27 protein-coding genes and 2 pseudogenes are annotated in these 25,375 nt (G+C 63.7%); 16 read left to right on the forward strand and 13 right to left on the reverse strand.

What is annotated here, in order from left to right; translation table 11 throughout:
• Positions 1-12: 12 nt before the first annotated feature.
• From dapF to lptM, 3 genes and pseudogenes are all read right to left on the reverse strand, one after another.
• A complete protein-coding gene (dapF, locus tag NTD88_RS00150) occupies positions 13-843 on the reverse strand; it encodes a diaminopimelate epimerase (protein ID WP_095156478.1) in 831 nt (276 codons plus the stop codon).
• 4 nt (positions 844-847) lie between these two features.
• Positions 848-2,095, reverse strand: a complete 1,248-nt coding sequence (gene lysA / locus NTD88_RS00155) for a diaminopimelate decarboxylase (RefSeq protein ID WP_175652583.1) — start codon at positions 2,093-2,095, stop codon at positions 848-850.
• 12 nt (positions 2,096-2,107) lie between these two features.
• Positions 2,108-2,242 (reverse strand): annotated as a pseudogene (gene lptM / locus NTD88_RS00160) (LPS translocon maturation chaperone LptM); the annotation flags it as partial.
• Between the two features lie 184 nt (positions 2,243-2,426).
• On the opposite strand from lptM, the gene cyaY reads away from it, so the two are divergent.
• From cyaY to rnk, 3 genes are all read left to right on the forward strand, one after another.
• Positions 2,427-2,759, forward strand: a complete 333-nt coding sequence (gene cyaY / locus NTD88_RS00165) for an iron donor protein CyaY (RefSeq protein ID WP_095156475.1) — start codon at positions 2,427-2,429, stop codon at positions 2,757-2,759.
• Position 2,760: 1 nt separating this feature from the next.
• Positions 2,761-2,979: a DUF1289 domain-containing protein gene (locus NTD88_RS00170; RefSeq protein ID WP_095156474.1), complete on the forward strand. Its 219-nt coding sequence runs from the start codon at positions 2,761-2,763 to the stop codon at positions 2,977-2,979.
• 217 nt (positions 2,980-3,196) lie between these two features.
• Positions 3,197-3,607 carry a nucleoside diphosphate kinase regulator gene (gene rnk, locus NTD88_RS00175; RefSeq protein WP_095156473.1) on the forward strand — a complete coding sequence of 137 codons (411 nt, stop codon included), beginning with the start codon at positions 3,197-3,199 and terminating at the stop codon, positions 3,605-3,607.
• Here the strand turns inward: rnk and NTD88_RS00180 are convergent, their stop codons facing one another.
• The 3 genes from NTD88_RS00180 to NTD88_RS00190 all read right to left on the reverse strand — a co-directional run bounded on the left by NTD88_RS00180 (position 3,608) and on the right by NTD88_RS00190 (position 7,253).
• Positions 3,608-6,463 carry a class I adenylate cyclase gene (locus tag NTD88_RS00180; protein ID WP_262130990.1) on the reverse strand — a complete coding sequence of 952 codons (2,856 nt, stop codon included), beginning with the start codon at positions 6,461-6,463 and terminating at the stop codon, positions 3,608-3,610. It lies immediately after the preceding gene.
• Positions 6,464-6,636: 173 nt separating this feature from the next.
• Positions 6,637-6,882 carry a TIGR02647 family protein gene (locus NTD88_RS00185; RefSeq protein ID WP_095156471.1) on the reverse strand — a complete coding sequence of 82 codons (246 nt, stop codon included), beginning with the start codon at positions 6,880-6,882 and terminating at the stop codon, positions 6,637-6,639.
• Between the two features lie 86 nt (positions 6,883-6,968).
• Positions 6,969-7,253 carry a hypothetical protein gene (locus NTD88_RS00190; protein ID WP_095156470.1) on the reverse strand — a complete coding sequence of 95 codons (285 nt, stop codon included), beginning with the start codon at positions 7,251-7,253 and terminating at the stop codon, positions 6,969-6,971.
• A 146-nt stretch (positions 7,254-7,399) separates the two neighbouring features.
• On the opposite strand from NTD88_RS00190, the gene NTD88_RS00195 reads away from it, so the two are divergent.
• Complete coding sequence (locus NTD88_RS00195; protein WP_175652588.1) at positions 7,400-8,065, forward strand: glutathione S-transferase family protein; 666 nt, start codon at positions 7,400-7,402, stop codon at positions 8,063-8,065.
• Between the two features lie 47 nt (positions 8,066-8,112).
• Here the strand turns inward: NTD88_RS00195 and argH are convergent, their stop codons facing one another.
• A complete protein-coding gene (argH, locus tag NTD88_RS00200) occupies positions 8,113-9,507 on the reverse strand; it encodes an argininosuccinate lyase (protein WP_175652589.1) in 1,395 nt (464 codons plus the stop codon).
• Positions 9,508-9,706: 199 nt separating this feature from the next.
• Between argH and NTD88_RS00205 the strand changes: the two are divergent.
• From NTD88_RS00205 to rsd, 8 genes and pseudogenes are all read left to right on the forward strand, one after another.
• Positions 9,707-9,814, forward strand: a pseudogene (locus NTD88_RS00205) (sensor histidine kinase); the annotation flags it as partial.
• Positions 9,811-10,557: a LytR/AlgR family response regulator transcription factor gene (locus NTD88_RS00210; RefSeq protein ID WP_095156467.1), complete on the forward strand. Its 747-nt coding sequence runs from the start codon at positions 9,811-9,813 to the stop codon at positions 10,555-10,557. The pseudogene NTD88_RS00205 and the gene NTD88_RS00210, both read left to right, overlap by 4 nt.
• Before the next feature lie 116 nt (positions 10,558-10,673).
• Positions 10,674-11,615 carry a hydroxymethylbilane synthase gene (gene hemC / locus NTD88_RS00215; protein ID WP_262153626.1) on the forward strand — a complete coding sequence of 314 codons (942 nt, stop codon included), beginning with the start codon at positions 10,674-10,676 and terminating at the stop codon, positions 11,613-11,615.
• On the forward strand, positions 11,612-12,379 hold the full coding sequence (locus NTD88_RS00220) for a uroporphyrinogen-III synthase (RefSeq protein WP_262153627.1): 768 nt from the start codon (positions 11,612-11,614) through the stop codon (positions 12,377-12,379). The genes hemC and NTD88_RS00220 overlap by 4 nt, the downstream gene beginning before the upstream one ends.
• 44 nt (positions 12,380-12,423) lie before the next feature.
• Positions 12,424-13,557, forward strand: coding sequence for a uroporphyrinogen-III C-methyltransferase (locus NTD88_RS00225; protein WP_095156464.1), 1,134 nt, complete (start codon positions 12,424-12,426; stop codon positions 13,555-13,557).
• The gene (locus NTD88_RS00230; protein WP_095156463.1) at positions 13,554-14,792 is read left to right on the forward strand and encodes a heme biosynthesis protein HemY; all 1,239 of its coding nucleotides are present in this window, start codon (positions 13,554-13,556) and stop codon (positions 14,790-14,792) included. Before NTD88_RS00225 ends, NTD88_RS00230 begins: the two co-directional genes overlap by 4 nt.
• Before the next feature lie 196 nt (positions 14,793-14,988).
• Positions 14,989-15,510, forward strand: coding sequence for a disulfide bond formation protein B (locus NTD88_RS00235; protein ID WP_095156462.1), 522 nt, complete (start codon positions 14,989-14,991; stop codon positions 15,508-15,510).
• 229 nt (positions 15,511-15,739) lie between these two features.
• A complete protein-coding gene (rsd, locus tag NTD88_RS00240) occupies positions 15,740-16,210 on the forward strand; it encodes a sigma D regulator (protein ID WP_095156461.1) in 471 nt (156 codons plus the stop codon).
• Positions 16,211-16,237: 27 nt separating this feature from the next.
• Here the strand turns inward: rsd and NTD88_RS00245 are convergent, their stop codons facing one another.
• Positions 16,238-16,903 (reverse strand): FKBP-type peptidyl-prolyl cis-trans isomerase, encoded by a 666-nt coding sequence (locus NTD88_RS00245; RefSeq protein WP_262153628.1) that lies wholly within the window; start codon positions 16,901-16,903, stop codon positions 16,238-16,240.
• Positions 16,904-17,144: 241 nt separating this feature from the next.
• On the opposite strand from NTD88_RS00245, the gene NTD88_RS00250 reads away from it, so the two are divergent.
• A complete protein-coding gene (locus NTD88_RS00250) occupies positions 17,145-18,215 on the forward strand; it encodes an AlgP family protein (protein WP_262153629.1) in 1,071 nt (356 codons plus the stop codon).
• On the opposite strand, the gene NTD88_RS00255 is transcribed toward NTD88_RS00250, so the two are convergent.
• Positions 18,191-18,673: a TIGR02444 family protein gene (locus NTD88_RS00255; RefSeq protein WP_262153630.1), complete on the reverse strand. Its 483-nt coding sequence runs from the start codon at positions 18,671-18,673 to the stop codon at positions 18,191-18,193. The genes NTD88_RS00250 and NTD88_RS00255 overlap by 25 nt on opposite strands.
• Before the next feature lie 50 nt (positions 18,674-18,723).
• Here NTD88_RS00255 and abc-f point away from each other — a divergent pair, with 50 nt between their 5' ends.
• The 3 genes from abc-f to NTD88_RS00270 all read left to right on the forward strand — a co-directional run bounded on the left by abc-f (position 18,724) and on the right by NTD88_RS00270 (position 21,938).
• The gene (gene abc-f / locus NTD88_RS00260) at positions 18,724-20,634 is read left to right on the forward strand and encodes a ribosomal protection-like ABC-F family protein (protein ID WP_262153631.1); all 1,911 of its coding nucleotides are present in this window, start codon (positions 18,724-18,726) and stop codon (positions 20,632-20,634) included.
• The gene (locus tag NTD88_RS00265) at positions 20,634-21,221 is read left to right on the forward strand and encodes a mechanosensitive ion channel family protein (RefSeq protein ID WP_095156456.1); all 588 of its coding nucleotides are present in this window, start codon (positions 20,634-20,636) and stop codon (positions 21,219-21,221) included. The genes abc-f and NTD88_RS00265 overlap by 1 nt, the downstream gene beginning before the upstream one ends.
• Positions 21,222-21,305: 84 nt before the next feature.
• Positions 21,306-21,938, forward strand: a complete 633-nt coding sequence (locus tag NTD88_RS00270) for a LysE family transporter (protein WP_095156455.1) — start codon at positions 21,306-21,308, stop codon at positions 21,936-21,938.
• Positions 21,939-22,089: 151 nt separating this feature from the next.
• On the opposite strand, the gene NTD88_RS00275 is transcribed toward NTD88_RS00270, so the two are convergent.
• From NTD88_RS00275 to NTD88_RS00290, 4 genes are read right to left on the reverse strand one after another with little or no spacing between them, the layout of a single operon-like run.
• On the reverse strand, positions 22,090-22,833 hold the full coding sequence (locus NTD88_RS00275) for a penicillin-binding protein activator LpoB (protein WP_262153632.1): 744 nt from the start codon (positions 22,831-22,833) through the stop codon (positions 22,090-22,092).
• Positions 22,834-22,836: 3 nt separating this feature from the next.
• The gene (gene lpoB, locus NTD88_RS00280; protein WP_095156453.1) at positions 22,837-23,427 is read right to left on the reverse strand and encodes a penicillin-binding protein activator LpoB; all 591 of its coding nucleotides are present in this window, start codon (positions 23,425-23,427) and stop codon (positions 22,837-22,839) included.
• Positions 23,428-23,448: 21 nt separating this feature from the next.
• Positions 23,449-23,817 carry a YcfL family protein gene (locus NTD88_RS00285; RefSeq protein ID WP_095156452.1) on the reverse strand — a complete coding sequence of 123 codons (369 nt, stop codon included), beginning with the start codon at positions 23,815-23,817 and terminating at the stop codon, positions 23,449-23,451.
• Between the two features lie 13 nt (positions 23,818-23,830).
• Entirely contained in the window at positions 23,831-25,306 is a 1,476-nt protein-coding gene (locus tag NTD88_RS00290) for a COG3014 family protein (RefSeq protein ID WP_095156451.1), read from the reverse strand.
• Between the last annotated feature and the right edge of the window lie 69 nt (positions 25,307-25,375).

Here is a 25,375-nt window from a genome sequence, read left to right on the forward strand (position 1 = left end):
GCTGGCACTCACTCATAGACGAACCTGTCCTTCATACACCCGAACTGCCGGGCCGGTCATCATGACCGACTGGCCGGGACCGTTCCACTCGATGGACAAGCGTCCGCCGGGCAGGTCGATCAGCAGCGGCGAATCCATCCAGCCCTGGCTGATGGCCGCCACCGCGGCGGCGCAGGCGCCGGTGCCGCAGGCCTGGGTTTCCCCGGCGCCACGTTCCCAGACGCGCAGTTGCGCGCGATGGCGGTCGATGACCTGGAGGAAACCGACGTTCACCCGCTGCGGGAAGCGTGGGTGGTTTTCGATCTGCGGGCCCAGGTCGTGGACCGGCGCCGCGTTGATGTCATCGACCCGCAGTACGGCGTGGGGGTTGCCCATCGATACGGCGGCCAGTTCGACCGTCTGCCCGCCAACTTCCAGCGGGTAGCTCAGCGCCTGGCTCGGTGCCTGGAACGGGATGTCCGCCGGGACCAGCCGAGGCGGGCCCATGTCGACGCAGATCTGGCCGTCGTTACGCACGTCCAGCTCGATGATGCCGCTCTTGGTTTCGACGCGGATGGTCTTCTTCGCGGTCAGGCGCTTGTCCAGCACGAAGCGGGCGAAGCAGCGCGCACCGTTGCCGCACTGCTCGACCTCGGAACCGTCGGCGTTGAAGATCCGGTAACGGAAGTCCACCTCCGGGTTGCTCGGCGCCTCGACGATCAGTAACTGGTCGAAGCCGATCCCGGTATGGCGGTCGCCCCACTGTTTGGCGTGCTTGGGCAGGATGTGCGCGTGCTGGCTGACCAGGTCGAGGACCATGAAGTCATTGCCCAGGCCGTGCATCTTGGTAAAACGCAAAAGCATCGGGTCACTCCGGCAGCAGGCTTTCGCCGGCGAACAGCTCGGCTACGGTCTCGCGGCGGCGCACTTCGAATGCCTGGTCGCCATCGACCAGCACTTCGGCGCTGCGGCCACGGGTGTTGTAGTTGGAGCTCATGACGAAACCATAGGCGCCCGCCGAACGAACGGCCAGCAGATCGCCTTCGGCCAGGTTCAGGGAGCGGTCCTTGGCGAGGAAGTCGCCGGTCTCGCAGATCGGCCCGACCACATCGTAGGTGCGCGGCTCGCCCTGGCGCGGCTGTACGGCGCTGACGTCCATCCAGGCCTGGTACAGCGCCGGGCGGATCAGGTCGTTCATCGCCGCATCGACGATGGCGAAGTCCTTGTGTTCGGTGTGCTTGAGGTACTCGACCTTGGTCAGCAGCACGCCGGCGTTGGCGACGATATGCCGGCCCGGCTCGAAGACCAGTGCCAGGTCGCGGTCGCCGAGGCGTTCGCGCACGGCTTTGATGTAGTCGCCGGCCAGTGGCGGCGCCTCATCGCGGTAACGCACGCCAAGACCGCCGCCCAGATCCAGGTGGCGCAGCAGAATGCCGCACTCGCCGAGGCGGTCGACCAGCGCCAGCAGGCGGTCGAGCGCATCGAGGAAAGGATCGAGGGAGGTGAGTTGCGAACCGATATGGCAATCGACACCGACCACTTCCAGGTTGGGCAACTGCGCGGCGCGAATGTAGACATCTTCGGCATCGGCGATGGCGATGCCGAACTTGTTTTCTTTCAGGCCGGTGGAGATGTACGGGTGGGTGCCGGCATCGACGTCCGGGTTGACGCGCAGCGAGACAGGGGCGCGCAGGCCCATCTCGGCGGCGACCACCTGCAGGCGCTCCAGCTCCTCGGTCGACTCGACGTTGAAGCAGTGCACGCCGACTTCGAGGGCGCGGCGCATGTCTTCACGGGTCTTGCCGACACCGGAGAAGACCACGCGGTCGGCCCGTCCGCCCGCAGCCAGAACCCGCTCCAGCTCACCGCCGGAAACGATGTCGAAGCCTGCGCCGAGGCGCGCCAGGACGTTCAGCACGCCGAGGTTGGAGTTGGCTTTTACAGCGAAGCAGACCAGGTGCGACATGCCCTGCAGGGCATCGGCGTAGCTGCGGTACTGGGCTTCGATATGGGCCCGGGAGTAGACGTAGGTCGGGGTGCCGAAGCGCTCGGCAATCGCCGACAGCGCTACGCCTTCCGCGAACAGCGCGCCGTCGCGGTAGTTGAAAGCGTCCATCGGTGCCCCTTACTGGTGCTGGTGCGATTGCGACTTCTTGCCGTCCTTGCCGTCTTCCGGCAGGTACAGGGGGCCTTTTTGACCACAGGCGGAGACGAGGCAGGCAACCGCGACGAGCGCCGCGAGGGAGGAAATCAGGCGCTTCATGGCGAAATCCTTTAATTTAAGCAGTATTGCGCCGGAGTATACCGAGCGCCCGACGCCTTGCCTATGTGGCCGGTCCGCCGTCGGGCGGTGCAGCGGGCGCGGCGCGTTTGTCTTTGCATTCGAAGCGCTGCGCTCGTATCTTGCCCGGCTTGCGTGTTGAGCAGACATTTTCGAGGTTCTTGCAATGAGTTTGAGCGAAGCGCGTTTTCACGATCTGGTAGACGCCACCCAACAGGCACTGGAAGACCTGTTCGATGAAAGCGGCATGGACCTGGACATGGAAAATTCGGCCGGCGTGCTGACCGTCAAGTTCGACAACGGCAGCCAGTTGATCTTCAGCCGCCAGGAGCCCCTGCGCCAACTGTGGCTGGCGGACCGTTCCGGCGGTTTCCACTTCGACTTCGACGAAGAAAGCGGCAAGTGGACGTGCGAGAAGACCGAGGAACTGCTGGGCGAGATGCTGGAGCGCATCGTCTGGGAGCGCGCCGGCGAAAAACTCGATTTCGAAGAGATCTGAGATGACCACCGCCGTCAGACCGGCCAAGCCGCTGTACAGCAATGTCAGCCCGGCCGTCCCGTCACCCTGCATCAGCACCTGCCGTCTCGACGAGGCGCGGGTGTGCATTGGCTGTTTCCGGCATGTCGAGGACATTCGCGAGTGGCGCTCGGCAGATGACCAGCGGCGGCGCGAGATTTGTGCGCAGGCGGGTGAGCGGCGGTTGATGGCGAGCGCCTGAACCGGGGTGTTTTGGGTGGCCTCATCGCTGGCGAGCCAGCTCCCAGAGGTGTGCCCGTCCCCCGGTAGGAGCGAGCTTGCTCGCGAAGGGCCGCCTCTTGTGAATTTGTCCCGCTGTGGTAGTGTCAGTCCTCATCGGCCGAAGCCGAACCGTCAAAACCCCGCCCTTGGGCGGGGTTTTGCTTTATTCGATCTGCAAAAAGGAGTCTTACCGGATCATGAGCACCAAGCCCTCCCTCACCCTCACCCGATTGGACGTGCAGCGTCTCGAGCGTCTGATCGACAGTCTCGATGAAGATGTTCCGGGTGTGCTGGCCCTGCAGGGCGAGCTGGACCGTGCCGAGCAGGTGGTCGGTCACGAGGAAATCCCGGCCGGCGTGGTGACCATGAATTCCCGCGTGCACTGCCGCGAGGAAGCGACCGGCAAGGACTACCACCTGACGCTGGTCTACCCGAAGGACGCCGGCAAGGAAGGCAACGTGTCGATCCTCGCGCCGATCGGCTGCGCGCTGCTGGGCCTGTCGGTGGGCGAGCAGATCGACTGGCCGGCGCCGGGCGGCAAGACCCTCAAGCTCAAGCTGCTGGAAGTCGAATACCAGCCTGAAGCCGCGGGCGATTTCGACCTCTGATCAGGCCGCCGCCAGTGCCTGGTTCAGTAACCGCTCAAGCTCTTGCTTGTAGCGCAGGTAGAGAATGCTCGAACCCTGGCCATCGGCGAGCAGGTCCGACAGGTCCAGGTCGGTGATGTAGCAACGATAGCGCTGGGCATCCCGGCGCTGCTCGATGATTTCCCGGGCGACCACGGTGTAGAGCTGGTCGCCGTGATCCAGTTCGGAAAACTCTTTCTGATTGCAGTACAGCGTGACGTGCAGCGCATCGTCGGCGGCTGCCTGGATGATCGCCTGAACCTCGTAGTAAGGCTGATCCAGCGTCAGTTCCGGGGCCTGCCACGGTTCGACCTGGCGGGCGCGGCCTGTGCCTGAAGGCAGTAACCGGTAATAGAGGATGTCCAGTGGATGGGCCTGTTGCTCGTCCATCGGCAACCGCGCATTGCGCCGGAACACCACCGACTGCAAGAAGCGCTGCAGCGGCAGCAGCAGGCTGCTGTCGTCGTGAAACGGCAGGCGTTGCTGCCACAGCACGTTGTACTCATCCAGCACGTAGACATCTGCCACAGCGTCCTGCACCCGGTAGAAAACCTGAATGCACTGCGGCTGCCCCAGCGGCAGGACCAGCGCCAGGTCGTGGTCTTCCAGCACGTTGCCGTCCAGCGCCAGCGGGCTATAGCTGTTTTGCTCCTGCCCGAGGTAGGTGAACAGACTCGCCTGACTGTTCAGCGACACCAGGTTCACGCCGCTGGCGAACAGCTCCAGCACATGGGTGTGCTGCTGGACCTGAATCAGGTAGCGATAGTCGAGGTGCTGGTCGTGGAGCGACTGAGCGGTGGTGAACACTTCCTCCACCCGTTGGGCAATCGCCAGCGCGCGGTTGTGGCAGAAGCTGCGCACCCGCAGGCCCGGCCGGTGCCGTGCTTGCGCGGGGGTATCGTCGAGGCTGTTGAGGTAGTCGCGCAGGCAGCGCAGCAATGCATGCTCGCCGTCGTAGCGCAGTACCTGCACTTCGTTCCAGCTATTGAGGGTGATCTGGTCGAGGGTCAGCACCAGGTTTTCCCGCACGCCTGCGTAGCTCAGCGAGTCGGTGCGCTCGGTGGTCATCAGGATGTTCAGGTCGCGGTGATGACGCAGCGGATCGACGCCGACATTCACCAGCAACAGCACGTTGTCCGCCACGCTCGGTTGCAGCAGGCGCGCATCGCTGACGGTGCTCAGCGGCAGCACCACGCTCTGCTGCAGGCTGCCGATCAGGTTGAACAGCTCGTACTCGCTCAAATCACTGCTGCCCGGGTGCAGGGCCAGCCGCGTGGAGCTATCGATGACGCCGTTGCGGTGGGCCCAGGCCAGCAGGTCGAGCAGGTCGCGGCTGCGCTTGATCGGCGTGAAGTGCTCCCACTCATGGGCGGTCAGGTTGCCGTTGTACAGCCCCCAATGGGTTTGCCCGGGCTCCTTGCGGTCGGGCGACTGGACCACGGTCAGGGTGTCTTCGGCCAGGTCCGGGGCGACGCCCGGGTTGACGAACTCGACCTTGCCGGCACGTCGCTCGAAGGCGGCATACAGGCGCCGACCGAGGATGTTCAGGTCGCGCTGGTTGATGCTGGCGGTGGCGCCCAGGTTGCGGGCGAACTGATCGAGGAAGCGGTAGCTGTGGTTCAGCTCGGCCACTAGCACCCGCCGCTCGGCCGCGACCTGACGCACCTTCCACTGGCTGCGGCTGTCCAGCAGGGCCAGTTGTCGTTCGTCCCAGCCCCATTCGTGGGTCAGGCGCTCCAGCAGCGCGGATTGCCAGTTGGAACGCTGCCGCGCCAGCTGGCTGATCTTGCGGTTCACCTTCAGGTACAGGCTGCGCCGCACCAGTTCCAGGCGCTGGTGTTCGCCGCGGCGTTGCAGGTATTGCTCGATGCGCCGGTACACCATCATGTACGGGTCCAGTTCGTCCAGGTCCAGCACGTTGGCGAACACCGCCTGCTTGAAGTGCAGGCTCAGGCAGCGCACGTCCGGGTGCTCGCTGGCGTAGACCTCGGTCAGCAGCAGCTTGAGCACGGATTTGTACGGCGATTCGATGCCCTTGAACAACTGCCACAAGCCGGCGCCGACGAATTCGCCGGGCGGTATGTGCGACAGGTTGCCGAGGTCGAGCACTTCGTCGCTGGGCACGAAGCGCTTGGACAGCAGGGTTTCGGTGTAGCGGGCGTAGTTGGCTTCTTCGTAGACCGGCACCAGCCACCACAGCGGCGTGCGGCCGGCCAGCCAGATGGCGGTGCGGTAGAACTCGTCCAGCAACAGGTAATGCTGGGTGGTGCCACAGTCGTCGGAACTGAGGCGGCTTTCGCGCTCGCCGGTGATGAACTGCCGCGGTTCGATCATGAACAGGTGCGCTTCGGCGCCCTGGCTGGCGGCCCAGATTTCCAGCAACTGGCATTTCTTGCGCAGCTCGGCCACCGCGGCCTCGCCCAGGTCCGGGGCGTGGCAGACCCAGATGTCCATATCGCTTTGTTCGGCCTGGGCCAGCGTGCCCAGGCTACCCATCAGGAACAGGCCGTGGATCGGCAGCCATTGTTCGCCGCGTTTGGCTTTGTAGGAAAACGAGCGCGTCAGGCGCTGGGCATCGGCCAGGGCCAGGGGCGTCGGCTCATAGGCGGACACGCCGGCAGGCGTCGTGCCGGACACATAGCCGGGCAGCAGCGGATGGTTGACGTGGAAGAACAGCGGCAGCAGGGTCAGGACCTGTTGCTGGCGGCTGGAAAGTCCTTCCATGGCCCGGGCCAGACGCCCTTGGTTGAGATCCAGGAAGCGCTTGCGCAGCTGGCTGAGGACTTTTCGATCGATGCCCTGATCGAGGTTCGGGCGAATTTCCTGGGGGTGATTCATCGCGAGCTTTAAACCGGCCGTCATGAAGGCATGGGCGAGTTTAGCCGTTGTCGCGTTGTAGGAATAAGCGCTATTTGATTTTTGACGTCAGATTTCCAGCGCCGTTTGTCGGCGCCGCCGAATCTGTCGTGGCAAGCCCGCGGTAGCGCGGGCTTGTCGGGGGAGGGCGGCGGTCAGGCCGGTTCGGCAACGTTCAGAATGGTCAGCAATTGCTGGGCTGCTTCCGCGGCATCGTGGCCCAGTTGAGTGAGGTAGCCGCCATCGGGCTGGTCGATCAGCCTCTTCTCGTAGAGGCGCTTGGCCGCCGCGATGATATGAGGGGCGGCGGTGTTGTGGACTTTAAGTCCTTCCTGGGTGCTGTCGAGATTGAACAGCGCGAGGATTTCCAGTTCGGCAACCAAATCGGGGGTAAACGACATAGATACTCCGGACTTCAAGAAAAAGGAGGGCGGCACCTCTGCGGATGCCTGGTTTTGCAGTGTAGTCAGCCTCGCCTGGCTTTGCGTCAGTCTTTCTCTGGCGGCAGTTCGGGCAGGGCGCGCAGCGCGGTTTCATACCATTCGGTGTTGAAGGCGCGGTCATCTTCAAGCATGGCATCGATCTCGATGGCCAGGACATGGGCCATCAGGTTGAGGATGTCTTCACGCTCGTAGCCCACCAGGGTCAGCTTGTTGAACGCTGCCTTGGCTGCCGGCGGCTCGCCGCTTTCAATCTGGTTTTCGATAGCTTGGGTCAGGGTCGATTCGGCGAAGGCTTCTTCATCGTCGTTGTCGATATCGTGGTCGCTCATGGGCGCGCTCCTCGGGATGAGGCAGCCAGTTTGCCACGGCCTTGGCGGCAATGCCGGGGTATCTGCTACTTGGATGATGCTGGTCAGTACCGGGCATTGGGTCTATAACACCCCGGCCAACCCCTTACGGCCTGGAGGCTGTTTTCATGCTCAAGCTTCATGGATTCGCAGTCAGCAACTACTACAACATGGTCAAGCTGGCACTGCTGGAAAAAGGCCTGCCGTTCGAGGAGGTGCTGTTTTTCGGTGGACAGGTGCCGAGCTCGCTGAAAATCAGCCCGAGGGGCAAGGTGCCGGTGCTGGAGACCGAGCACGGTTTCCTCAGCGAAACCGACCTGATCCTCGATTACATCGAGCAGACCCAGCCGGGCAAGGCGTTGCTGCCGAGCGAACCGTTCGCCCGCGCCAAGGTGTGGGAACTGGTCAAGGAGATGGAGCTGTATATAGAGCTGCCGGCGCGCGCCTTCTACCCGCAGACCTTCTTCGGCGCCGAAGTGCCCGAGGCGATCAGGGAAAAGGCCTGGACCGAATTGCAGAACGGCATCGCAACCCTCAAGCGCAACGGGGTGTTCACCCCTTACGTCGCGGGTGAGAGCCTGACGGTGGCGGATATCTTCTTCTGCTTCAGCGTCGATCTGGCGCGTGCGGTGGGCAAGAAAGCCCATGGCGTGGACTTGCTGGAAGACTTCCCGCAGGCCAGCGCACTGCTGGAGCAGTTCGCGCAGAACCCGCATGTGGTGGCGATCAATGAAGCCAAAGCGGCGCAGTTCCCGACCTTCCTGGAGCAGGTGGTCAAGGCGCGTAGCCAGTAGTAAAGGCGGGGCAGTGTGGGAGCGAGCAAGCTCGCTCCCACTTTGACTCAGCGGCTGGCCAGCAAGGCCTGGCCGCGGGCCACGGCAGCGCGAACCTGCGCCGGCGCGGTACCACCAATGTGGTTACGAGCGTTGACCGAACCTTCCAGGGTCAGCACTGCGAACACGTCCTGCTCGATCTGGTCGCTGAACTGACGCAGTTCGTCCAGGCTCATCTCGGCCAGGTCCTTGCCGGTCTCCACACCGTATTTAACTGCATGGCCGACGATTTCGTGGCAATCACGGAACGGCAGGCCGCGGCGTACCAGATAGTCCGCCAGGTCGGTCGCCGTGGAGAAGCCGCGCAGGGCTGCTTCGCGCATTACCGCGTGACGCGGCTTGATCGCCGGGATCATGTCGGCGAAGGCACGCAGCGAGTCACGCAAGGTGTCGGCGGCGTCGAACAGCGGTTCCTTGTCTTCCTGGTTGTCCTTGTTGTAGGCCAGCGGCTGGCCTTTCATCAGGGTCAGCAGGCCGGTCAGGGCGCCGAACACGCGGCCGGTCTTGCCGCGAACCAGCTCTGGAACGTCCGGGTTTTTCTTTTGCGGCATGATCGAACTGCCGGTGCAGAAACGATCCGGCAGATCGATGAACTGGAACTGGGCGCTGGTCCACAGCACCAGCTCTTCCGAGAAACGCGACAGGTGCATCATCGCCACGCTGGCGGCGGCGCAGAATTCGATGGCGAAGTCGCGGTCGGACACGCCGTCCAGCGAGTTGCCGGCAACGGCTTCGAAGCCCAGCAACTGGCAGGTCAGCTCGCGGTCGATCGGGTAGGTGGTGCCGGCCAGCGCGGCGCTGCCCAGCGGCATGCGGTTGGTGCGCTTGCGGCAGTCGACCAGGCGCTCGTAGTCGCGGCTGAGCATTTCGAACCAGGCCAGCAGGTGGTGGCCGAAGGTCACGGGCTGCGCGGTTTGCAGGTGGGTGAAGCCGGGCATCACGGTTTCCGCTTCGCGCTCGGCCTGCTCCAGCAGACCCTGCTGCAAGCGGGTGATTTCGGCGAGAATCAGGTCGATTTCGTCACGCAGCCACAGGCGGATGTCGGTGGCCACCTGGTCGTTGCGGCTGCGCCCGGTGTGCAGCTTCTTGCCGGTGATGCCGATGCGGTCGGTCAGACGCGCTTCGATGTTCATGTGCACGTCTTCAAGGTCGATGCGCCAGTCGAAGTTACCGGCCTCGATCTCGCCCTGGATGGTCTGCAGGCCGTCGATGATGGTGTCGCGTTCGGCGTCGGTGAGCACGCCGACCTTCGCCAGCATCGTGGCGTGGGCGATCGAACCCATGATGTCGTGGCGGTACAGGCGCTGGTCGAAGGTGACGGAGGCGGTGAAGCGGGCGACGAAGGCGTCGACGGGCTCACTGAAGCGGCCGCCCCAGGACTGGTTGGTCTTGTCAGTGCTCATGGATTCGCTCGTTGAAGGCGTGAACGGGAAAAAGTGCCGCAGATGATAACAGGGTTGCCGGCTGCTACGAGGCCCGGAAGTCGGCACGAATGCGGGTTGGTGTCGCAGCTGCACGGGATATTTATCGATTGAACGGCAGTGTTCCGGCAACCGTCTACAGTTGGACAAAGGATCGGCATGTTTGCTGTCGAACCAGTGAATCTTTAGCCATCGTGCGAGTCTGAGCGTGGATCGCCGTGACGGTCGTCACCTCACCTGTCTACGTTACCCTTGTGCGAGACTCACGCAGGAATCCAGCGCAATATGAATGTCCTGATCGTTGATGACGAACCCCAAGCCCGCGAACGCCTGAGCCGGCTGCTCGGCGACCTGGAGGGCTATACCGTGCTGGAGCCCAGCGCCACCAATGGTGACGAGGCTCTGGCGTTGATCGACAGTCTGAAGCCCGACGTGGTCCTGCTCGACGTGCGCATGCCGGGTGTTGACGGCCTGCAGGTCGCTGCCCGTCTTTGCGAGCGCGAATCCCCGCCGGCCGTGGTGTTTTGCACCACGGACGACGAATTCGCCGTGCAGGCGCTCAAGGACAGCGCCGTGGGCTACGTGCTCAAGCCGGTGCAGGGCGAAGACCTGCACAACGCCTTGCGCAAGGCCGACCGGCCTAACCGCGCGCAACTGGCGGCCCTCACCCGCCCTGCCGCCGAAAGCGGCAGCGGCCCGCGCAGCCATATCAGCGCGCGGACCCGCAAGGGCATCGAACTGGTCCCCCTCGATCAGGTGATCTATTTCATCGCCGACCACAAATACGTGACCTTGCGCCACGAAGGCGGTGAGGTCTTGCTCGACGAGCCACTCAAGGCGCTGGAAGACGAGTTCGGCGATCGTTTCGTGCGCATCCACCGCAACGCGCTGGTGGCCCGCGACCGCATCGAGCGCCTGCAGCGAACGCCGCTCGGGCACTTCCAGTTGTTCCTCAAGGGGCTCAACGGTGATGCGTTGATTGTCAGTCGGCGTCATGTGGCGGGTGTGCGCAAAATGATGCAGCAGCTTTAGGGCGGGGCAGGAAGGCTCGGCGGCCAGGGATGGTCACTTTTCAGATGACATAGATCTGCAAGAGGCTTTGGCGGAGCTGTTATTATCCGGCGAATCTTTCTGCTACGGATCGTTCCATGTCCACTCGCGAAATCCGCATTGCCACTCGCAAAAGTGCCCTTGCCCTGTGGCAGGCCGAATATGTCAAAGCCCGTCTGGAACAGGCCCATCCGGGACTGATCGTGACCCTGGTGCCGATGGTCAGCCGTGGCGACAAGCTGCTCGATTCGCCGCTGTCGAAAATTGGCGGCAAGGGCCTGTTCGTCAAGGAGCTGGAAACCGCGCTGCTCGAGCAGGAAGCCGACATCGCCGTGCATTCGATGAAAGATGTGCCGATGGACTTCCCCGAGGGCCTGGGCCTGTTCTGCATCTGCGAGCGCGAAGACCCACGCGACGCCTTCGTTTCCAACACCTTCTCCAGCCTCGACGTGCTGCCGGCCGGCAGCATCGTCGGCACCTCCAGCCTGCGCCGTCAGGCCCAGTTGCTGGCGCGCCGGGCTGATCTGGAAATCCGCTTCCTGCGCGGCAACGTCAATACCCGCCTGGCCAAGCTGGATGCTGGCGAGTACGACGCGATCATCCTCGCCGCCGCTGGCCTGATCCGCCTTGGTTTCGAAGACCGTATCACCGCCTCCATCAGCATCGACGACAGCCTCCCGGCGGGCGGCCAGGGCGCGGTGGGCATCGAGTGCCGCAGTGCCGATCACGAAATCCACGCCCTGCTGGCGCCGCTGCATCACGCTGACACCGCCGACCGCGTCAGCGCCGAACGTGCGCTGAACAAACACCTCAACGGTGGCTGCCAGGTGCCAATCGCCTGCTACGCCGTGCTTGAAGGCGAGCAACTGTGGCTGCGCGGCCTGGTGGGCGAGCCCAGTGGCGGCGCGCTGCTCAGTGCCGATGCCCGCGCCCCGCGTGCGCAGGCCGAGGCGCTGGGCGTGCAGGTCGCCGAGGCGCTGCTGGCGCAAGGCGCTGGCGACATCCTCAAGGCGGTGTACGGCGAGGCCGGTCACCCGTGACCCGCTGGCGGCTGCTGCTGACCCGGCCCGCCGAGGACTGCGCGGCGCTGGCCGCCACCCTCGCCGAGGCGGGTGCATACGGCAGTTGCATGCCCCTGCTGGAAATCGAGCCGCTGACGGTCCCGGACCAGTATCAGGCGCTGATACACAACCTCGATCGCTACTGCGCGGTTATCGTGGTCAGCAAACCGGCAGCCCGGCTTGGCCTCGAGTTGCTTGCCAGGCAGTGGCCGCAGTTACCTGAGCTGGCCTGGTTCAGTGTCGGTGCCGGCACTGCCGGCGTGCTCGAAAGCCATGGCCTGACGGCGCACTTCCCCGACAACGGTGATGACAGCGAAGCCCTGTTGCGCTTGCCGCAATTGCAGGCGGCGCTGGCCGGTCCGGCGCCGCGCGTGTTGATCCTGCGCGGCGAAGACGGTCGTGAACTGTTGGCCTCGCAGTTGACCGCGCTCGGTGCGCATGTCGACTATCTGCCGCTGTACCGCCGTGGCTTGCCGAACTACCCTGCCAATACGCTGGCGCAGCGGGTTTCGGCGGAACGCCTGAATGGCCTGGTGGTCAGCAGTGGACAGGGTTTTGAACACCTGCGGGCGCTGGCTGCGCAGGATTGGCCGCGTCTGGCGCGGTTGCCCTTGTTCGTACCGAGCCCGCGGGTGGCTGAAATCGCCCGCCAGGCCGGTGCGCAGAACGTGGTGGATTGTCGCGGCGCCAGTGCCGCGGCTTTGCTGGCGGCGCTGCGGGAAACCCCTGCACCCGCTTTCTAAGGCGCTAAGCTGATGCGACGCGCCCCAATGCAAAGGATGGATACGTGAGCGAAACAGCCTTGCCCAACGATGATCTGCAAACGACGTCCGAGGCTTCGACGAAACCCGCGCCCGAGTCATCCGGGCGCTCTGGCAATGGTCTGGCGATTCTCGCCCTGCTGCTCGGCGCCGCCGGTGTGGCTGCCGGTGGCTGGGGGTTGTGGCAGGTTCGTCACTTGCAGCAGTCGAGCCAGGTCCAGGTTGACCAGGTCCGCCAACTGAACGAACAGACCGAAGCCCTGCAGGCCCGCGAGCAGCAACTCACGGCGCAATTGAGCAGCCTGCCGCCGGCCAGCGAGCTGGAAGACCGCCGCCGTCTGGTGGCGCAACTGCAGGGTGACCAGCAACGCCTGAGCCAGCGCCTCGAAACCGTGCTCGGCGCCAGCCGCAAGGACTGGCGCCTGGCCGAGGCGGAGCACCTGCTGCGTCTGGCCAGCTTGCGCCTGTCCGCCTTGCAGGACATCGCCAGCGCCCGCGCGCTGGTCGAGGGCGCGGACCAGATTCTGCGCGAACAGAGCGATCCCGCTTCGTTCGCCGCCCGCGAGCAACTGGCCCGCAGCCTGGCCGCGCTGAACAGTGTGGAGCAGCCGGACCGCACCGGCTTGTTCCTGAAGCTGGCCGCACTGCGTGAGCAGGTGGTGCAGCTCAATGTGCAGGCGCCGGAGTTCAAGGCTGACGGTGAATCCTCGTCCGGCCTGACCGCCGATGGCGATGGTGCCAGTCGCTGGTCGCAATGGTGGGAGCAGATCTCCCGCTACTTCCGCATCGACTTCAATGCCGATCAGAACATCAAGCCACTGCTCGCCGGGCAGGCGCTGAGCCAGGTGCGCCTGGCCCTCAGCCTGGCGCTGGAGCAGGCGCAGTGGGCCGCGCTCAATGGCGAGGCGAAGGTCTACACCCAGGCGCTGGATGAGGCCCGTGGTGTGCTGCTGGCCAACTTCAATCGGGACAACGAGCAGGGTCGCTTGATGCTCGACCAGCTCAACGCTCTGGTGAAGGCGCCGGTGACGGTGGTGACGCCGGACCTGGCCGAAAGCCTCAGCGCCGTGCAGGCGTACCTCGAGCGGCGTCATATGCCGGCCGAGGAAGCGGCACTGCGCCAGCCCGCCGAAGATAAAACCCAGGAGGCCAAGCCATGAAGCGCGCCTACCTGCTGGTGGTGGTGGCGATCGTCGTCGCCACCCTGTTGGGTATCGCCGTGGCCCGGCACAGCGGCTATGTCCTGATCGCGTACGACACCTTCCGCTACGAATCGAGCCTGTGGGCGACCCTCGCGTTGGTGGCGGCTGTGATCCTGGCGTTGTGGTTGCTGCGCGTGGTGATCGGTCTGGTGTTCACCTCTACCGGGCTGGTCAATCCATGGTCGCGGCATAACCGCAGCCGCCGTACCCGGATCGCTATCGAGCAAGGCCAGATGGACCTCGCCGAAGGTCGCTGGGCCAGTGCACAGAAACACCTGCACCGAGCCGCCGAGGCCGAGCGCCAACCACTGCTGTACTACCTCGGCGCGGCCCGCGCGGCCAACGAGCTGGGCCGTACCGAAGACAGTGACAACCTGCTGGAGCGGGCGCTGGAGCGTCAGCCTCAGGCGGAACTGGCCATTGCTCTGACACACGCACAGCTACAGGTCGATCGCGGCGATACCGAGGCTGCGTTGGTCACCCTGCAGGCCATGCATGAGCGTCATCCGCACAACGCGCAGGTACTGCGTCAGTTACAGCGTCTGTATCAACAGCGTGGCGACTGGTCGGCGCTGATTCGGCTGATGCCGGAGTTGCGCAAGGACAAGGTGTTGTCAGCGAAGGAACTGGCGGACCTCGAGCGTCGTGCCTGGGGCGAGAACCTGAGCCTGGCGGTGCAGCGCGAGGACGATGGTCAGGCGGCCCGGCAATCGTTGGAGCGTGCCTGGCAACAACTGAGCAACGCCCAGCGCCAGGAGCCGCAACTGGTGCTGGCCTACGCCGAGCAACTGCGCCAACTGGGCGCCGAGGGCACGGCGGAGGAAGTGTTGCGCACCGCGCTCAAGCGTGAGTACGAAAGCCATCTGGCGCGCCTCTACGGCCTGGTGCGTGGCAGTGATCCGGCGCGGCAACTGCAAACCGCCGAAGGCTGGCTCAAGACGCACGCCGACGACCCGAGCCTGTTGCTGACCCTGGGCCGTCTGAGCTTGCAGAACCGTCTGTGGGGCAAAGCCCGCGACTATCTGGAAGACAGCCTGCGCCTGCAACGCAACCCGGAAACCTGCGCCGAGCTGGCGCGCCTGTTGGCCGGCCTGGGCGACAACGAGCGCAGCAACGCGCTGTTCCAGGAAGGCTTGGGCCTGCTCGACGAACGCCTCCTGGCGTTGCCGCTGCCGGATCCGGTGCGGGCGTGATGACGCCGCGGACTGAACGGCAGGTTTGGTCCGCGGTGGTGACGGTGTGAGTTTCCTGCGCAGGTTTGAGGATTTTTCCTATCCTGTTCGGCGAAAGTTCTAACAAAATCAGAGATTTGTCTACTTCGTTGCTTCTTGAAACAACGGGGGCGTTTCCTCTACCGTTGCGCAATCTCTTTCCTGCCTTGGTTCTGCCATGCCGCTGGCCTGTCTGCGTTCAATCTTCCTCCCGGCTTTCCTGGCTTCCTTTCTGGTGCTTTGCGGCGCGTTCTACCTCGAGTTCGGCCTGGGGCAGATTGCCTGTCCGCTGTGTCAGGGGCAGCGGCTGTTGCTGGCGGCGTTTTCGCTGGTCTGCCTGTGTGGGCTGATTCATCGCCCGTCCCGCCGGGTCGCTCGCAGGTATCTCTGGCTGTGCCTGGCGCTGGCCATTGCGGGTGCTCTGCTCGCAACCCGGCATGTTTGGCTGCAAGGGCTTTTTCCTACCGACGACACGCCTTGCCTGCAGTCCATGGACTATCTGGTCGAGCAGGGAAGCCTCATCGAGTGGTTGCAAGGCATGCTGGTGGGGGCGGCCGAATGCGTGCCGATCACCTGGAGTTTCATGGACCTGAGTGTGCCGGAGTTGAGCCTGCTGGCGTTTCTCGGGCTCGGCGTGATGGTGGTGTCGAGATTGTTACCTTGGCGTGAGGTGAACCCGCCCAACCCGGCGCGGTCATGAAAGGGGGCCGCCGGTCGTTTGAATCACCGGTGGCGATGCGTCGCAGGCTTAAACACTTGTATGAAACTAGTCACCTGCGTACCTTGAAGCCAAGGGCGTGCGGGAATAATCTCCCCTGCACGCATACCGAAAACACTGCTGCTCAATGCCGTTCTGCCGTTATTCCTTTTTGTATCTCAGCCTTGAGATACGGGGCGCAGGGGCACGACCCACTAGGGATGAGACCGCCATGTTAGATAGTTGTCAGAATGCTCAGGAACGCTGGGGTGGGGTTCACAAGCTCATTGACCGCTGGCTGAACGAGCGCGGAGAGTTGGTAACTGCGTTCCGCGAGTTGCGCGATGCCAAGCAGGCATTTGCCGACAAGAAAGCCAATGGTCGCTTCTGCGAGATTCTCGTGGATTATGTTTCCGCCTGGCACTTCGAAATCTGCGAACAGCTGGTCAGCGAAGCCAAGGCGTTTGGCGATGACGGTGGGCTGAAACTGGCCGAACAGATCAACCCGCGCATCAACGACAGCACTCAGCTCGCGTTGACCTTCAACGACAATTGCCACAAAGGTGAATGCAAGGACGCCGAGCGTTTCGCCGAAGAGCTGAGCAAGCTCGGTGGTCAGTTGCGCGAGCGCTTCGAACTGGAAGACTGCCTGATCGAGGTGCTGCACACCGCGCACAAGGAAGAGGTCGCCACTCAGGCCTGATCCTTCTGCGATGACGTTGCCGGCCTGTCAGTCGGCAACGTTGAGCAATTCAATCTCGAATACCAGCGGCGTGTACGGCGCGATCAAATCGCCCGCACCCTCCGCTCCGTAGGCTTGCGCCGAAGGGATCACCAAGCGGTATTTCGAACCCGCCGCCATCTCCGGCAACGCCGTTTGCCAGCCTTCGATCACACTGCCCAGTTTGAACCACTGCGGTTGGTTGTTCTGATCGAACACTGTGCCATCCGGCAATTTCCCTACATAACGAACCTGCACCCTGCCACCCGCTTTCGGCTTGGCGCCGTTGCCTGCCTGCAGCTCGGTCATCAGCACGCCGTCACTGAGTTCACGCACACCGGCGCGGCCGCGCTCGGTGGCCATGAAACGCTTTTCCGCTGCCAGCGCCTGCTCGACCTGCGATTGCGCGGCGGCGGCAGTGGCCTGCTCGTCGTGCCTGGCGAGGACGGCATCGATACGCGCCTGGCTCAGCGCCAGCGGCTTGTTCTGATAAGCCTGTTGCAGGCCCTCGATCAGCGCCTGGAGTTGCAGCCCCGGAACCTCCTGGCGCAGGCGTTCACCCAGGCTGGCGCCAAGGCTGTAGGCGAGGTCGTGATCCGATGTGGCGGGGGTGGTCTGTTCCGCGAAAGCCGGCGGCAGCATGAGGACTAATGACAGCAACAAATAGCGCGGCACGGGCAGGCTCCGAAAAGACCGAAGAAGAGTTTCGAGCGGTGTTGATTATGCCGTCGGCATGGAGCAATTAGTTAATTATCGGCAGTCGGAAATACAGCATCTACACTTGTTTTCGAGCTGCAGCGATAACAACTTTGCCCAGGCATGCAACGCGGCGTCTCCCTTGCGGTCAACATGCCCTAGCGGCGATAGCAGCACAGGTCTAGTATGAGCCGCAATTTCGTCAGCCAGGAGGTAAGCCATGTCGGCCAACAAGAAGCCAGTCAATACGCCTTTGCACCTGCTACAACAACTCTCGGGCAGCCTGCTCGAGCATTTGGAGAACGCCTGCTCGCAAGCGCTGGCTGATGCGGAAAAACTCCTGTCCAAGTTGGAAAAACAACGTGGCAAGGCTCAGGAAAAACTGCACAAGTCTCGCCTCAAACTTCAGGATGCCGCTAACGCCGGTAAAGCCAAGGCACAGGACAAGGCAAAAACTGTAGTAAGTGAGTTGGAAGGACTGCTCGATTCGTTGCAAGAGCGTCAAGCGCAAACCCGCACTTATATTTCTGGCCTCAAGCGTGATGTCCAGGAAAGCTTGAAGCTGGCCCAGGGTGTTGGCAAAGTTCGTGATGCCGTGTCCAAGACACTGTCCACTCGCGCACCGGCCAAGCCTGCCGCGAAACCAGCCGCCAAGACCGCTGCCAAGCCAGCCGCAAAAGCCGCTGCTGCCAAGGCGCCGGCCAAACCCGCCGCCAAGCCTGCTGCTGCCAAGCCTGCCGCCAAACCTGCCGCCAAGCCGGTAGCTGCCAAAGCCGCTGCCAAGCCAGCCGCAAAAGCTGCTGCCGCCAAGGCGCCGGCCAAGCCAGCCGCCAAACCGGTAGCGGCCAAAGCCCCAGCCAAGCCAGCCGCGAAAGCCGCTGCTGCCAAGGCGCCGGCCAAACCTGCTGCCAAGCCGGTAGCTGCCAAAGCCCCAGCCAAACCGGCGGCCAAACCCGCCGCAGCCAAAGCACCTGCCAAGCCTGCCGCCGCCAAAGCCCCGGCCAAGCCAGCAGCCAAACCCGTCGCCGCCAAGGCACCGGCCAAACCGGTAGCCGCGAAGGCTCCAGCCAAGCCAGCGGCCACCAAGGCGCCAGCCAAACCGGCTGCTGCCAAAGCGCCAGCCAAACCCGCCGCCGCCAAGGCTCCTGCCAAGCCAGCAGCAGCGAAACCTGCCGCCAAGCCCGCTACCCCTGCCGCTACACCAGCAGCGGCAGCGTCGCCGGCTCCTGCGGCGCCCGCTCCAGCCAGCGCTCCAGCAGCAACCACTCAATCTCCGTCGACGGCTTCCTGAGTCGTCACCACTGCGGCGCGCAGCACTTGCAGCGCGTCGTGGTGGCGAGAGATGGCCGGCGCCAGCCGTGCCAGCCAGCTATCCGGCCGGGCTTTGTCCCCGTCCGGCCAGCCGGCACAAATACCCTGTAAACGTTCCAGTTGCAGGCGCTCCGCATCCAGTTCCAGCCCCTTGATTCGCTCGCGCAACGCCGCCAGTTGGCTGTCCGCAGTCGCTTGCGCGCGCCATTGCTGTCGCAGTGACCTCAACGGTTGCACCACGTCGCGCTGCCACGGACCCGCCAGTTGCCGCAATTGCTCGATGCGCTCATCGCTGGGCACGACTGCGCGTCGGTCGAGCCACGCCGCGCACAGCAGCAGGCAGACATCCGCGCCCTGCGCCTGAAGTTCCAGGCAGGCTTGCTCTACGCCAGGCCGGGCATAGAGCCCGATGGCGAAATTCCACAGGTCGGTGTGCATGGTCCCACTCGCGCCAGTTGCCATCGAAGCTGGTAGACTCCGCGGCCATTATGATCAGACTTTCGAACCTCACTTTACAGCGTGGTCCGCAACGCCTGCTAGAAGGCGCGGAGCTCACCCTGCACGCCGGCCACAAAGCCGGTTTGATCGGTGCCAACGGCGCCGGCAAGTCCAGCCTGTTCGCCTTGCTACGCGGCGAGCTCACACCCGACGCCGGCAACTGTCAGTTGCCCGGCGACTGGCGTATCGCCCACATGCGCCAGGAGGTCGACACCCTCGACCGCCTGGCCGTGGACTATGTGCTGGACGGCGATGTGCACCTGCGCAAGGTCCAGGACGCGCTTGTCGCCGCCGAAGCCGCCCATGACAACATCGCCCTGGCGCGGCTGCACATCGAGCTCGACAGCGCTGACGGCTACACCGCCGATGCGCGGGCGCGCAAGCTGCTGGCTGGCCTCGGCTTCAGCAACGAGCAGATGGACCGCCGTGTCGGCGACTTCTCCGGTGGCTGGCGGATGCGTCTGAACCTGGCGCAGGCGCTGATGTGCCCCTCCGACCTGCTGCTGCTCGACGAACCCACCAACCACCTGGACCTCGACGCGATCCTCTGGCTGGAAGACTGGCTCAAGGGCTACCCCGGCACGCTGCTGCTGATCTCTCACGACCGTGATTTCCTCGATGCCGTGGTCGATCACGTCGCCCATGTCGAGCAGTGCAAGCTGACGCTCTACCGCGGCGGCTACAGCGCCTTCGAGCGGGCCCGGGCCGAGCGCCTGGCGCAACAGCAGCAGGCGTACGAGAAGCAGCAGGCGCAGCGCGCCCACATGGAAAAATACATCGCCCGGTTCAAGGCCCAGGCGACCAAGGCCCGTCAGGCGCAGAGCCGGATCAAGGCCCTGGAGCGCATGGAAGAACTGTCGGCGGCCCACGTCGATTCGCCGTTCGACTTCGCTTTCCGCGAGTCCGAGAAGATCTCCAGCCCGCTGCTCGACCTCGCCGAAGCCCGCCTCGGCTACGGCGACAAAATCGTGCTGGAGAAGATCAAGCTGCAACTGGCACCGGGTGCCCGTATCGGCCTGCTGGGCCCTAACGGCGCGGGCAAGTCGACGCTGATCAAGAACCTCGCGGGCGAGTTGGAGCCATTGGCCGGTCGCCTGGTACGCGGCGAGAACCTGGTGGTTGGCTACTTCGCTCAGCACCAGCTCGACTCCCTCGACAGCAAGGCCAGCCCGTTGCTGCACCTGCAGCGCCTGGCGCCGACCGAGCGCGAACAGACGCTGCGCGATTTCCTCGGCGGTTTCGACTTCCGTGGCAATCGCTGCGACGAGCCGGTGCTGAATTTCTCCGGTGGCGAGAAAGCCCGCCTGGCCCTGGCGCTGATTGCCTGGGAGCGGCCGAACCTGCTGCTGCTCGACGAACCGACCAACCACCTCGACCTGGAAATGCGCCTGGCGCTGACCATGGCGCTGCAGGAATTCAGCGGCGCCGTCGTGGTGGTCTCTCACGATCGTCATCTGCTCAAGAGCACCACGGACGAGTTCCTGCTGGTCGCCGACGGCAAGATGGAAGCCTTCGACGGCGACCTCGATGACTACGCCCGCTGGCTGGTGGAGTATCGCCAGCGCAACGCGCCGGTCAGTACAACGCCGGTCAACCCCGACAAGACCGACAAGAAGGCCCAGCGCCAGGCCGCCGCAGCCCTGCGCCAGCAATTGGCACCGCACAAGCGCGAGGCCGACAAGCTTGAAGCCGAGCTGGGCAAGCTGCACGCGGAGCTGGCGAAAGTCGAAGCGAGCCTCGGCGACAGCGGTGTCTACGAGGCCGCCCGCAAGGACGAACTGCGTGACCTGCTGGCCCGTCAGGCCCAGCTCAAAGGTCGCGAAGCGGAACTGGAAGAAGCCTGGATGGAAGCGCTCGAAGTGCTGGAAAACATGCAGGCGGAGCTGGAGGCATTGTCCTGATGGAGTCGTTGCGGCAGATGTTGCCGGTGGAGTGGATCGGACCGTTCTGGATGGGTTTGCAGATCCTGCTGATCCTGGTGGTGGCATTCGTCCTGCAACGCCTGGTTGCCCGCTGCCTGAAACGCCTGAGCGAGCGCTACCCGCTGCCGCCGCAACTGATGGTGCCGCTGCGCGGTGGTCTGCGCTGGCTGATCATGGGCAGCGCTTTGCTGTTTGTGCTGGAGCGTCTCGGGGTTTCCGCCACGGTGTTGTGGACGGCGCTGTCGGGCTTTGTCGCGGTTGCCGCGGTGGCGTTCTTCGCGATCTGGAGCGTGCTGTCGAACCTGCTGTGCGCGGTGCTGATCTTCACCGTCGGCCCGTTCCGCATCGGCGATGTGGTGGAGCTGGTCGACACCACCGACAAGCCGGGCATCAAGGGCCGGGTCACGGCCATCAACCTGCTGTTCACCACCCTGGTGGAACTGCCTGAAACCGGCGGCGCGCTGGTGCAGGTGCCGAACAGCCAGTTCTTCCAGAAGTCCGTGCGGCGCTGGCGTGGCAGTGATGTCTTGCCACTGGTGACCGATGACAAGTCGAGCGGTCATTGAGCGATCGCTGAAAAATTTTGTGGTGATTTCTTTTCCAGCGGATTAGCGTGAGGCCTTGAACCGATCTTTTGGCCGAGGTGTGTCATGTCGCTGGAAACGTGGTTGGCTTTTTTCGCCGCCTGTTGGGTAATCAGTCTGTCGCCGGGTGCAGGGGCTATCGCCTCCATGTCCTGCGGTTTGCAATATGGCTTCTGGCGCGGTTACTGGAACGCCCTGGGTCTGCAACTGGGCCTGATCCTGCAGATTGCGATCATTGCCGCCGGCGTTGGCGCTATCCTCGCGGCGTCGGCCACCGCGTTCCAGATCATCAAGTGGTTTGGCGTGGCCTATCTGATCTACCTGGCTGTGAAGCAATGGCGAGCACTGCCGGCTGACCTGTCCGACGACGCTGCGGTCCGGCCCATCGGCAAGCCGCTGAGCCTGGTGTTCCGTGGTTTCCTGGTCAACGTCAGCAACCCCAAGGCGCTGGTCTTCATGCTTGCGGTGCTGCCGCAGTTCATCAACCCGCACGAGCCGCTGCTGCCGCAATACGTGGCGATCACCGTGACCATGATCAGCGTGGACCTGCTGGTGATGGCCGGCTACACCGGGCTGGCCTCTCGCGTGCTGCGCCTGCTGCGTACGCCGAAGCAGCAACGCCGGATGAACCGCACCTTCGCTGGCCTGTTCCTGGGCGCGGCGACGTTGCTGGCGACCATTCGCCGGGCACCGGTCTGATTCGATCTGCAATGAAAAGGGCGACCTGGGTTTTGCCCGTCCGTTAAACCATTGAGGCCCTTCGCGAGCAAGCTCGCTCCTACAAAAGCGACGCATCTGTAGGAGCGAGCTTGCTCGCGAAGGACCCCGTGTCTCTTTGCCGTCTCCGGCTTCAGCGCAGGATCTGCGCCGGCTCATCCGGCGGCAGGTTGTTGCCACCCTGGTAGCTGCGAGGCTGCCCCGGTACCGGGCCGCCCAGTTGCTCGGCCAGTTGCCGGGCGACATCGATGCCCAGCTCTTTCGACACTTCACGCACCACCTTTGGCCGGCTCAGGCTGATTTTCGCGTCGCGACCGTTGACCAGCTTGGTTTGCTGGCCTTCACCCATGGCGGTGAACGCCGAGGTGATTTCGTAGGTGCGGGTGTTGATCAGGCTGAAATCGGCCACCAGGGTCAGGCCCAACACCGCCGAGTAGCTGTTGGTGTTGTCGATGGCGTTGGTGTCCTGCTCGAAGTCGACATCCGACAAGGTGCCGAACAGCACATAGTCCGCGCCCTTGAAGTGGCCGGCCTTGATGCGCTTGATGATGTCGTAGACGTCACCCTTGGCGTCGGCGGTGTAGGGCGTGCCCTGCACCAGTTGGAACATCCCGGACTTGATGATCTCGCCCTTGATGTCGCCGCTGAACTTGCGCAGTTCGGTCTGCTCGATGTAGCTCTGGCTGCTCTCGAACTCGTTGTAGTTCGACGAGCCGCTGGCGCTATACATGCTTGCCTGCGAACTGTTCTGCGCAGAAACGATGTGGATGTACTGCTCCACACGCTCCTGATACGCCAGATCGGTGACCGCCACCTTGGGGGCCGCCTGTACGCCAAAGGCGCAGGCCAGGCCCAGAATTCCCATCCATGCGCGCATTGCTTATCGCTCCGTGGTCTTGCGGATTTCTTTCTCGTCCATCCACTCGGCCAGGCCGCTTTCGACGTCGATCAGTTGCAGGCTGAATTTGTAGAAGACGTCCTTGTAGTCCTCGCTGCGCTTGACGATCGAGCTGATCGAGCCTTCCAGGCGGTATTTGGCGGCGATCATGTTGCCGGTCTTGGCGACGGTGTTTTTCTTGTACAGGCCGCTCTGGTTCTGCAGCTTGAGCTGGTCGACCTGGCTCTGCATCTGGTTGTTGTCGCTGGCGAAGCGGGCGGTGCCGGACTTCATCAACTGGGTCTTGATCGAGGTGGTGATCTCGCGGGTATCGATGTACTCGCTGGTCTTGTTCTTCACGTCGTAGACCTGAACCACCGGACGACCTTGCAGCACGCCGGACTGGGCCAGGGAGCGGGTCATGGTTTCGGCGATCATTTGCAGGTCGGTGGAACCGAATTCATTGGTCACCAGTTCGACGGCCTTGCTGTCGCCGTAGCTGATGTTCTTGCCGCCCAGCACCGGGGAGGGCGACGAGCAGCCGCTGGCCAGGGCAACGACGGCGGCGAGCAGGGAAAGCTGGACAAACTTCATGTAGAAAACTCCGGAAAAAAATTACTGAGACTGGACTTCGAGGCGGAAATCGGTGGCCTGGGGAACCGGCGCAATCGCTGGCAAGACGCTGGATTGCGAACCGTACAGGGTCAGGGTCTTCCAGCTTTCCTCGTCGGCGACGGGGAAGCCGTCGTTGCCCAACCAGGCGAAGCGGTAGAAGAGGGTCTTGTTGCTGCCGCTGGTGTTGTTCAGCGCGACCTTGACGGTGAGAAAGCCGTTCTCGCGGGCGACCCGCATCGGGCCGGTCTCGATGTTCTTCAGCTTGCCCATGACCACGACTTTGCTGGCGGCGCTGCCGGGAGCGGGCGGCGGTGTGGCGCAACCGGCCAGCAGGGCGGTGGCGAGGGCGATGGCGAGTTTGAAGCGCATGACAGTCCTTGGGTTACTTGAGGGTGGCGACGGCGGCTGCCGGAGCCGGAGGTGTGAGGAGCCTGGCGGAGCCGGCGGCGAAGACCTGGTTGCCAACGACGCGCAGCGAAACGACCTGATAAGGACGGTCGACTTTCACCACGATCTTGCTGCCGCCCAAGCCTGACGGCAGGCTCAACTGGTGCTCGCCCGGACTCAGGCGCACACGGGCGACCAGGGTTTCGTTGGGCAGGGTGCGCCAGGTGCGGGTGTCAGCGCCTTCGGTGATGGCGGAGGCGATGCCCACGGCCAGGCCGGCCAGCGGGTTGACGTCGTTGATCTGCTTCTGCGCCACCGCGCGGGTGACGGCGCGCACGCTGGTGCGCAGGATGATGCCCGGCATGTCGTCGCGCAAGGCCCGACGAGACATGGCCGAAGTGCTGTTGAGCGTGGTCAGCGACAGCGACTTGTCGTCCAGCGTGACCTGGCCGACATGGGCGGTGGATGTGTCTTCGCGGATGATCGGGAACGACAGCGGGGTGATCACCAGATTGCCGCTGATCACCAGCGGCAACGGGATGCGGATCGAGTCGCGGGCTGGCGCCAGGCCGCTCTGGACCACGATCAGCACGTCGCTGTCCTGGCTCTTGGGTTTTTCCACGACGACTTCTTTGGCCTTGCCTTTGCGCTTGCCCTTGTTCTTGCTGGCGACGGGGGCGGGCTCACTGTTGTTGTCGGCGCTCTTGTCGAGGTCGAGCAGGGCCTGTTCCAGCAGCGGGGTGTTGGGCAGCAGTTCGGCAGCCTTGCGATAACCCGGCGCGGCCAGGCCCTGTTCGCCCAGCGCCTCGTAGACGAAGCCGGACAGGTAATGGCTGAACGCGCTCTGGTAGCTGTTTTTCAGGCCGATGACTTCGGGCGCATCAAGGGCGGCGACCGGGTAGCCGCGCAGGTCCTTGTACTCGGTCGTGACGCCTTCCTTCTCGGCTTCTTCTTCGCGCTTGAGGTATTCCTTGTCGCGCAGCTCGGCGATCACTGCCTCACGCTCGTGGGTTTTCTTGATTTCGGTGCGGGCGCCGTCGAAGTCGTTCTGCGCGAGCAGGTTCAGGGCCATTTGGGTGGTCAGCATGACTTTTTCATAGTCATAGCCTTCGTAGCGGCGAACCTTGTCGTTGACCAGGTAGCTGCCGAACTGGCTCAGGTATTTCTCGGTGTCGAGCTTGACCGACTCTTCCCATTTGAACACCAGCCCATCGGCCTCGCGCCAGGCCAACTGGCTGCCGGTCAGGTCGCCCTTGGAGCGCAGCAGCTCGCCTTTTTCGAAGTAGTAGAGAAGATCCTTGTCTTCACCGGTGTTGTTTTTTTCAAGCACGGCCAGGGCGGCGTCGATGTTGCCGCTGCTCAGGTGCTGGTTGGTTTCCTGGAGTTCGCTGTCGTAGCTGCGGAACACAGAGCAGCCTGTCAGCTGGAGTGCCACGAAAAGCGCGGCAAACGTGAAGACACGGGACTTCATTGCTTCTTCCCTGAACAGAGGTTGGGGTCTTTCGGAGGCCGAAAAGTGCGTTTGAATTGTTCTTTGATT

Source organism: Pseudomonas sp. 20P_3.2_Bac5 (assembly GCF_025466035.1).
Taxonomy (GTDB): Bacteria; Pseudomonadota; Gammaproteobacteria; order Pseudomonadales; family Pseudomonadaceae; genus Aquipseudomonas.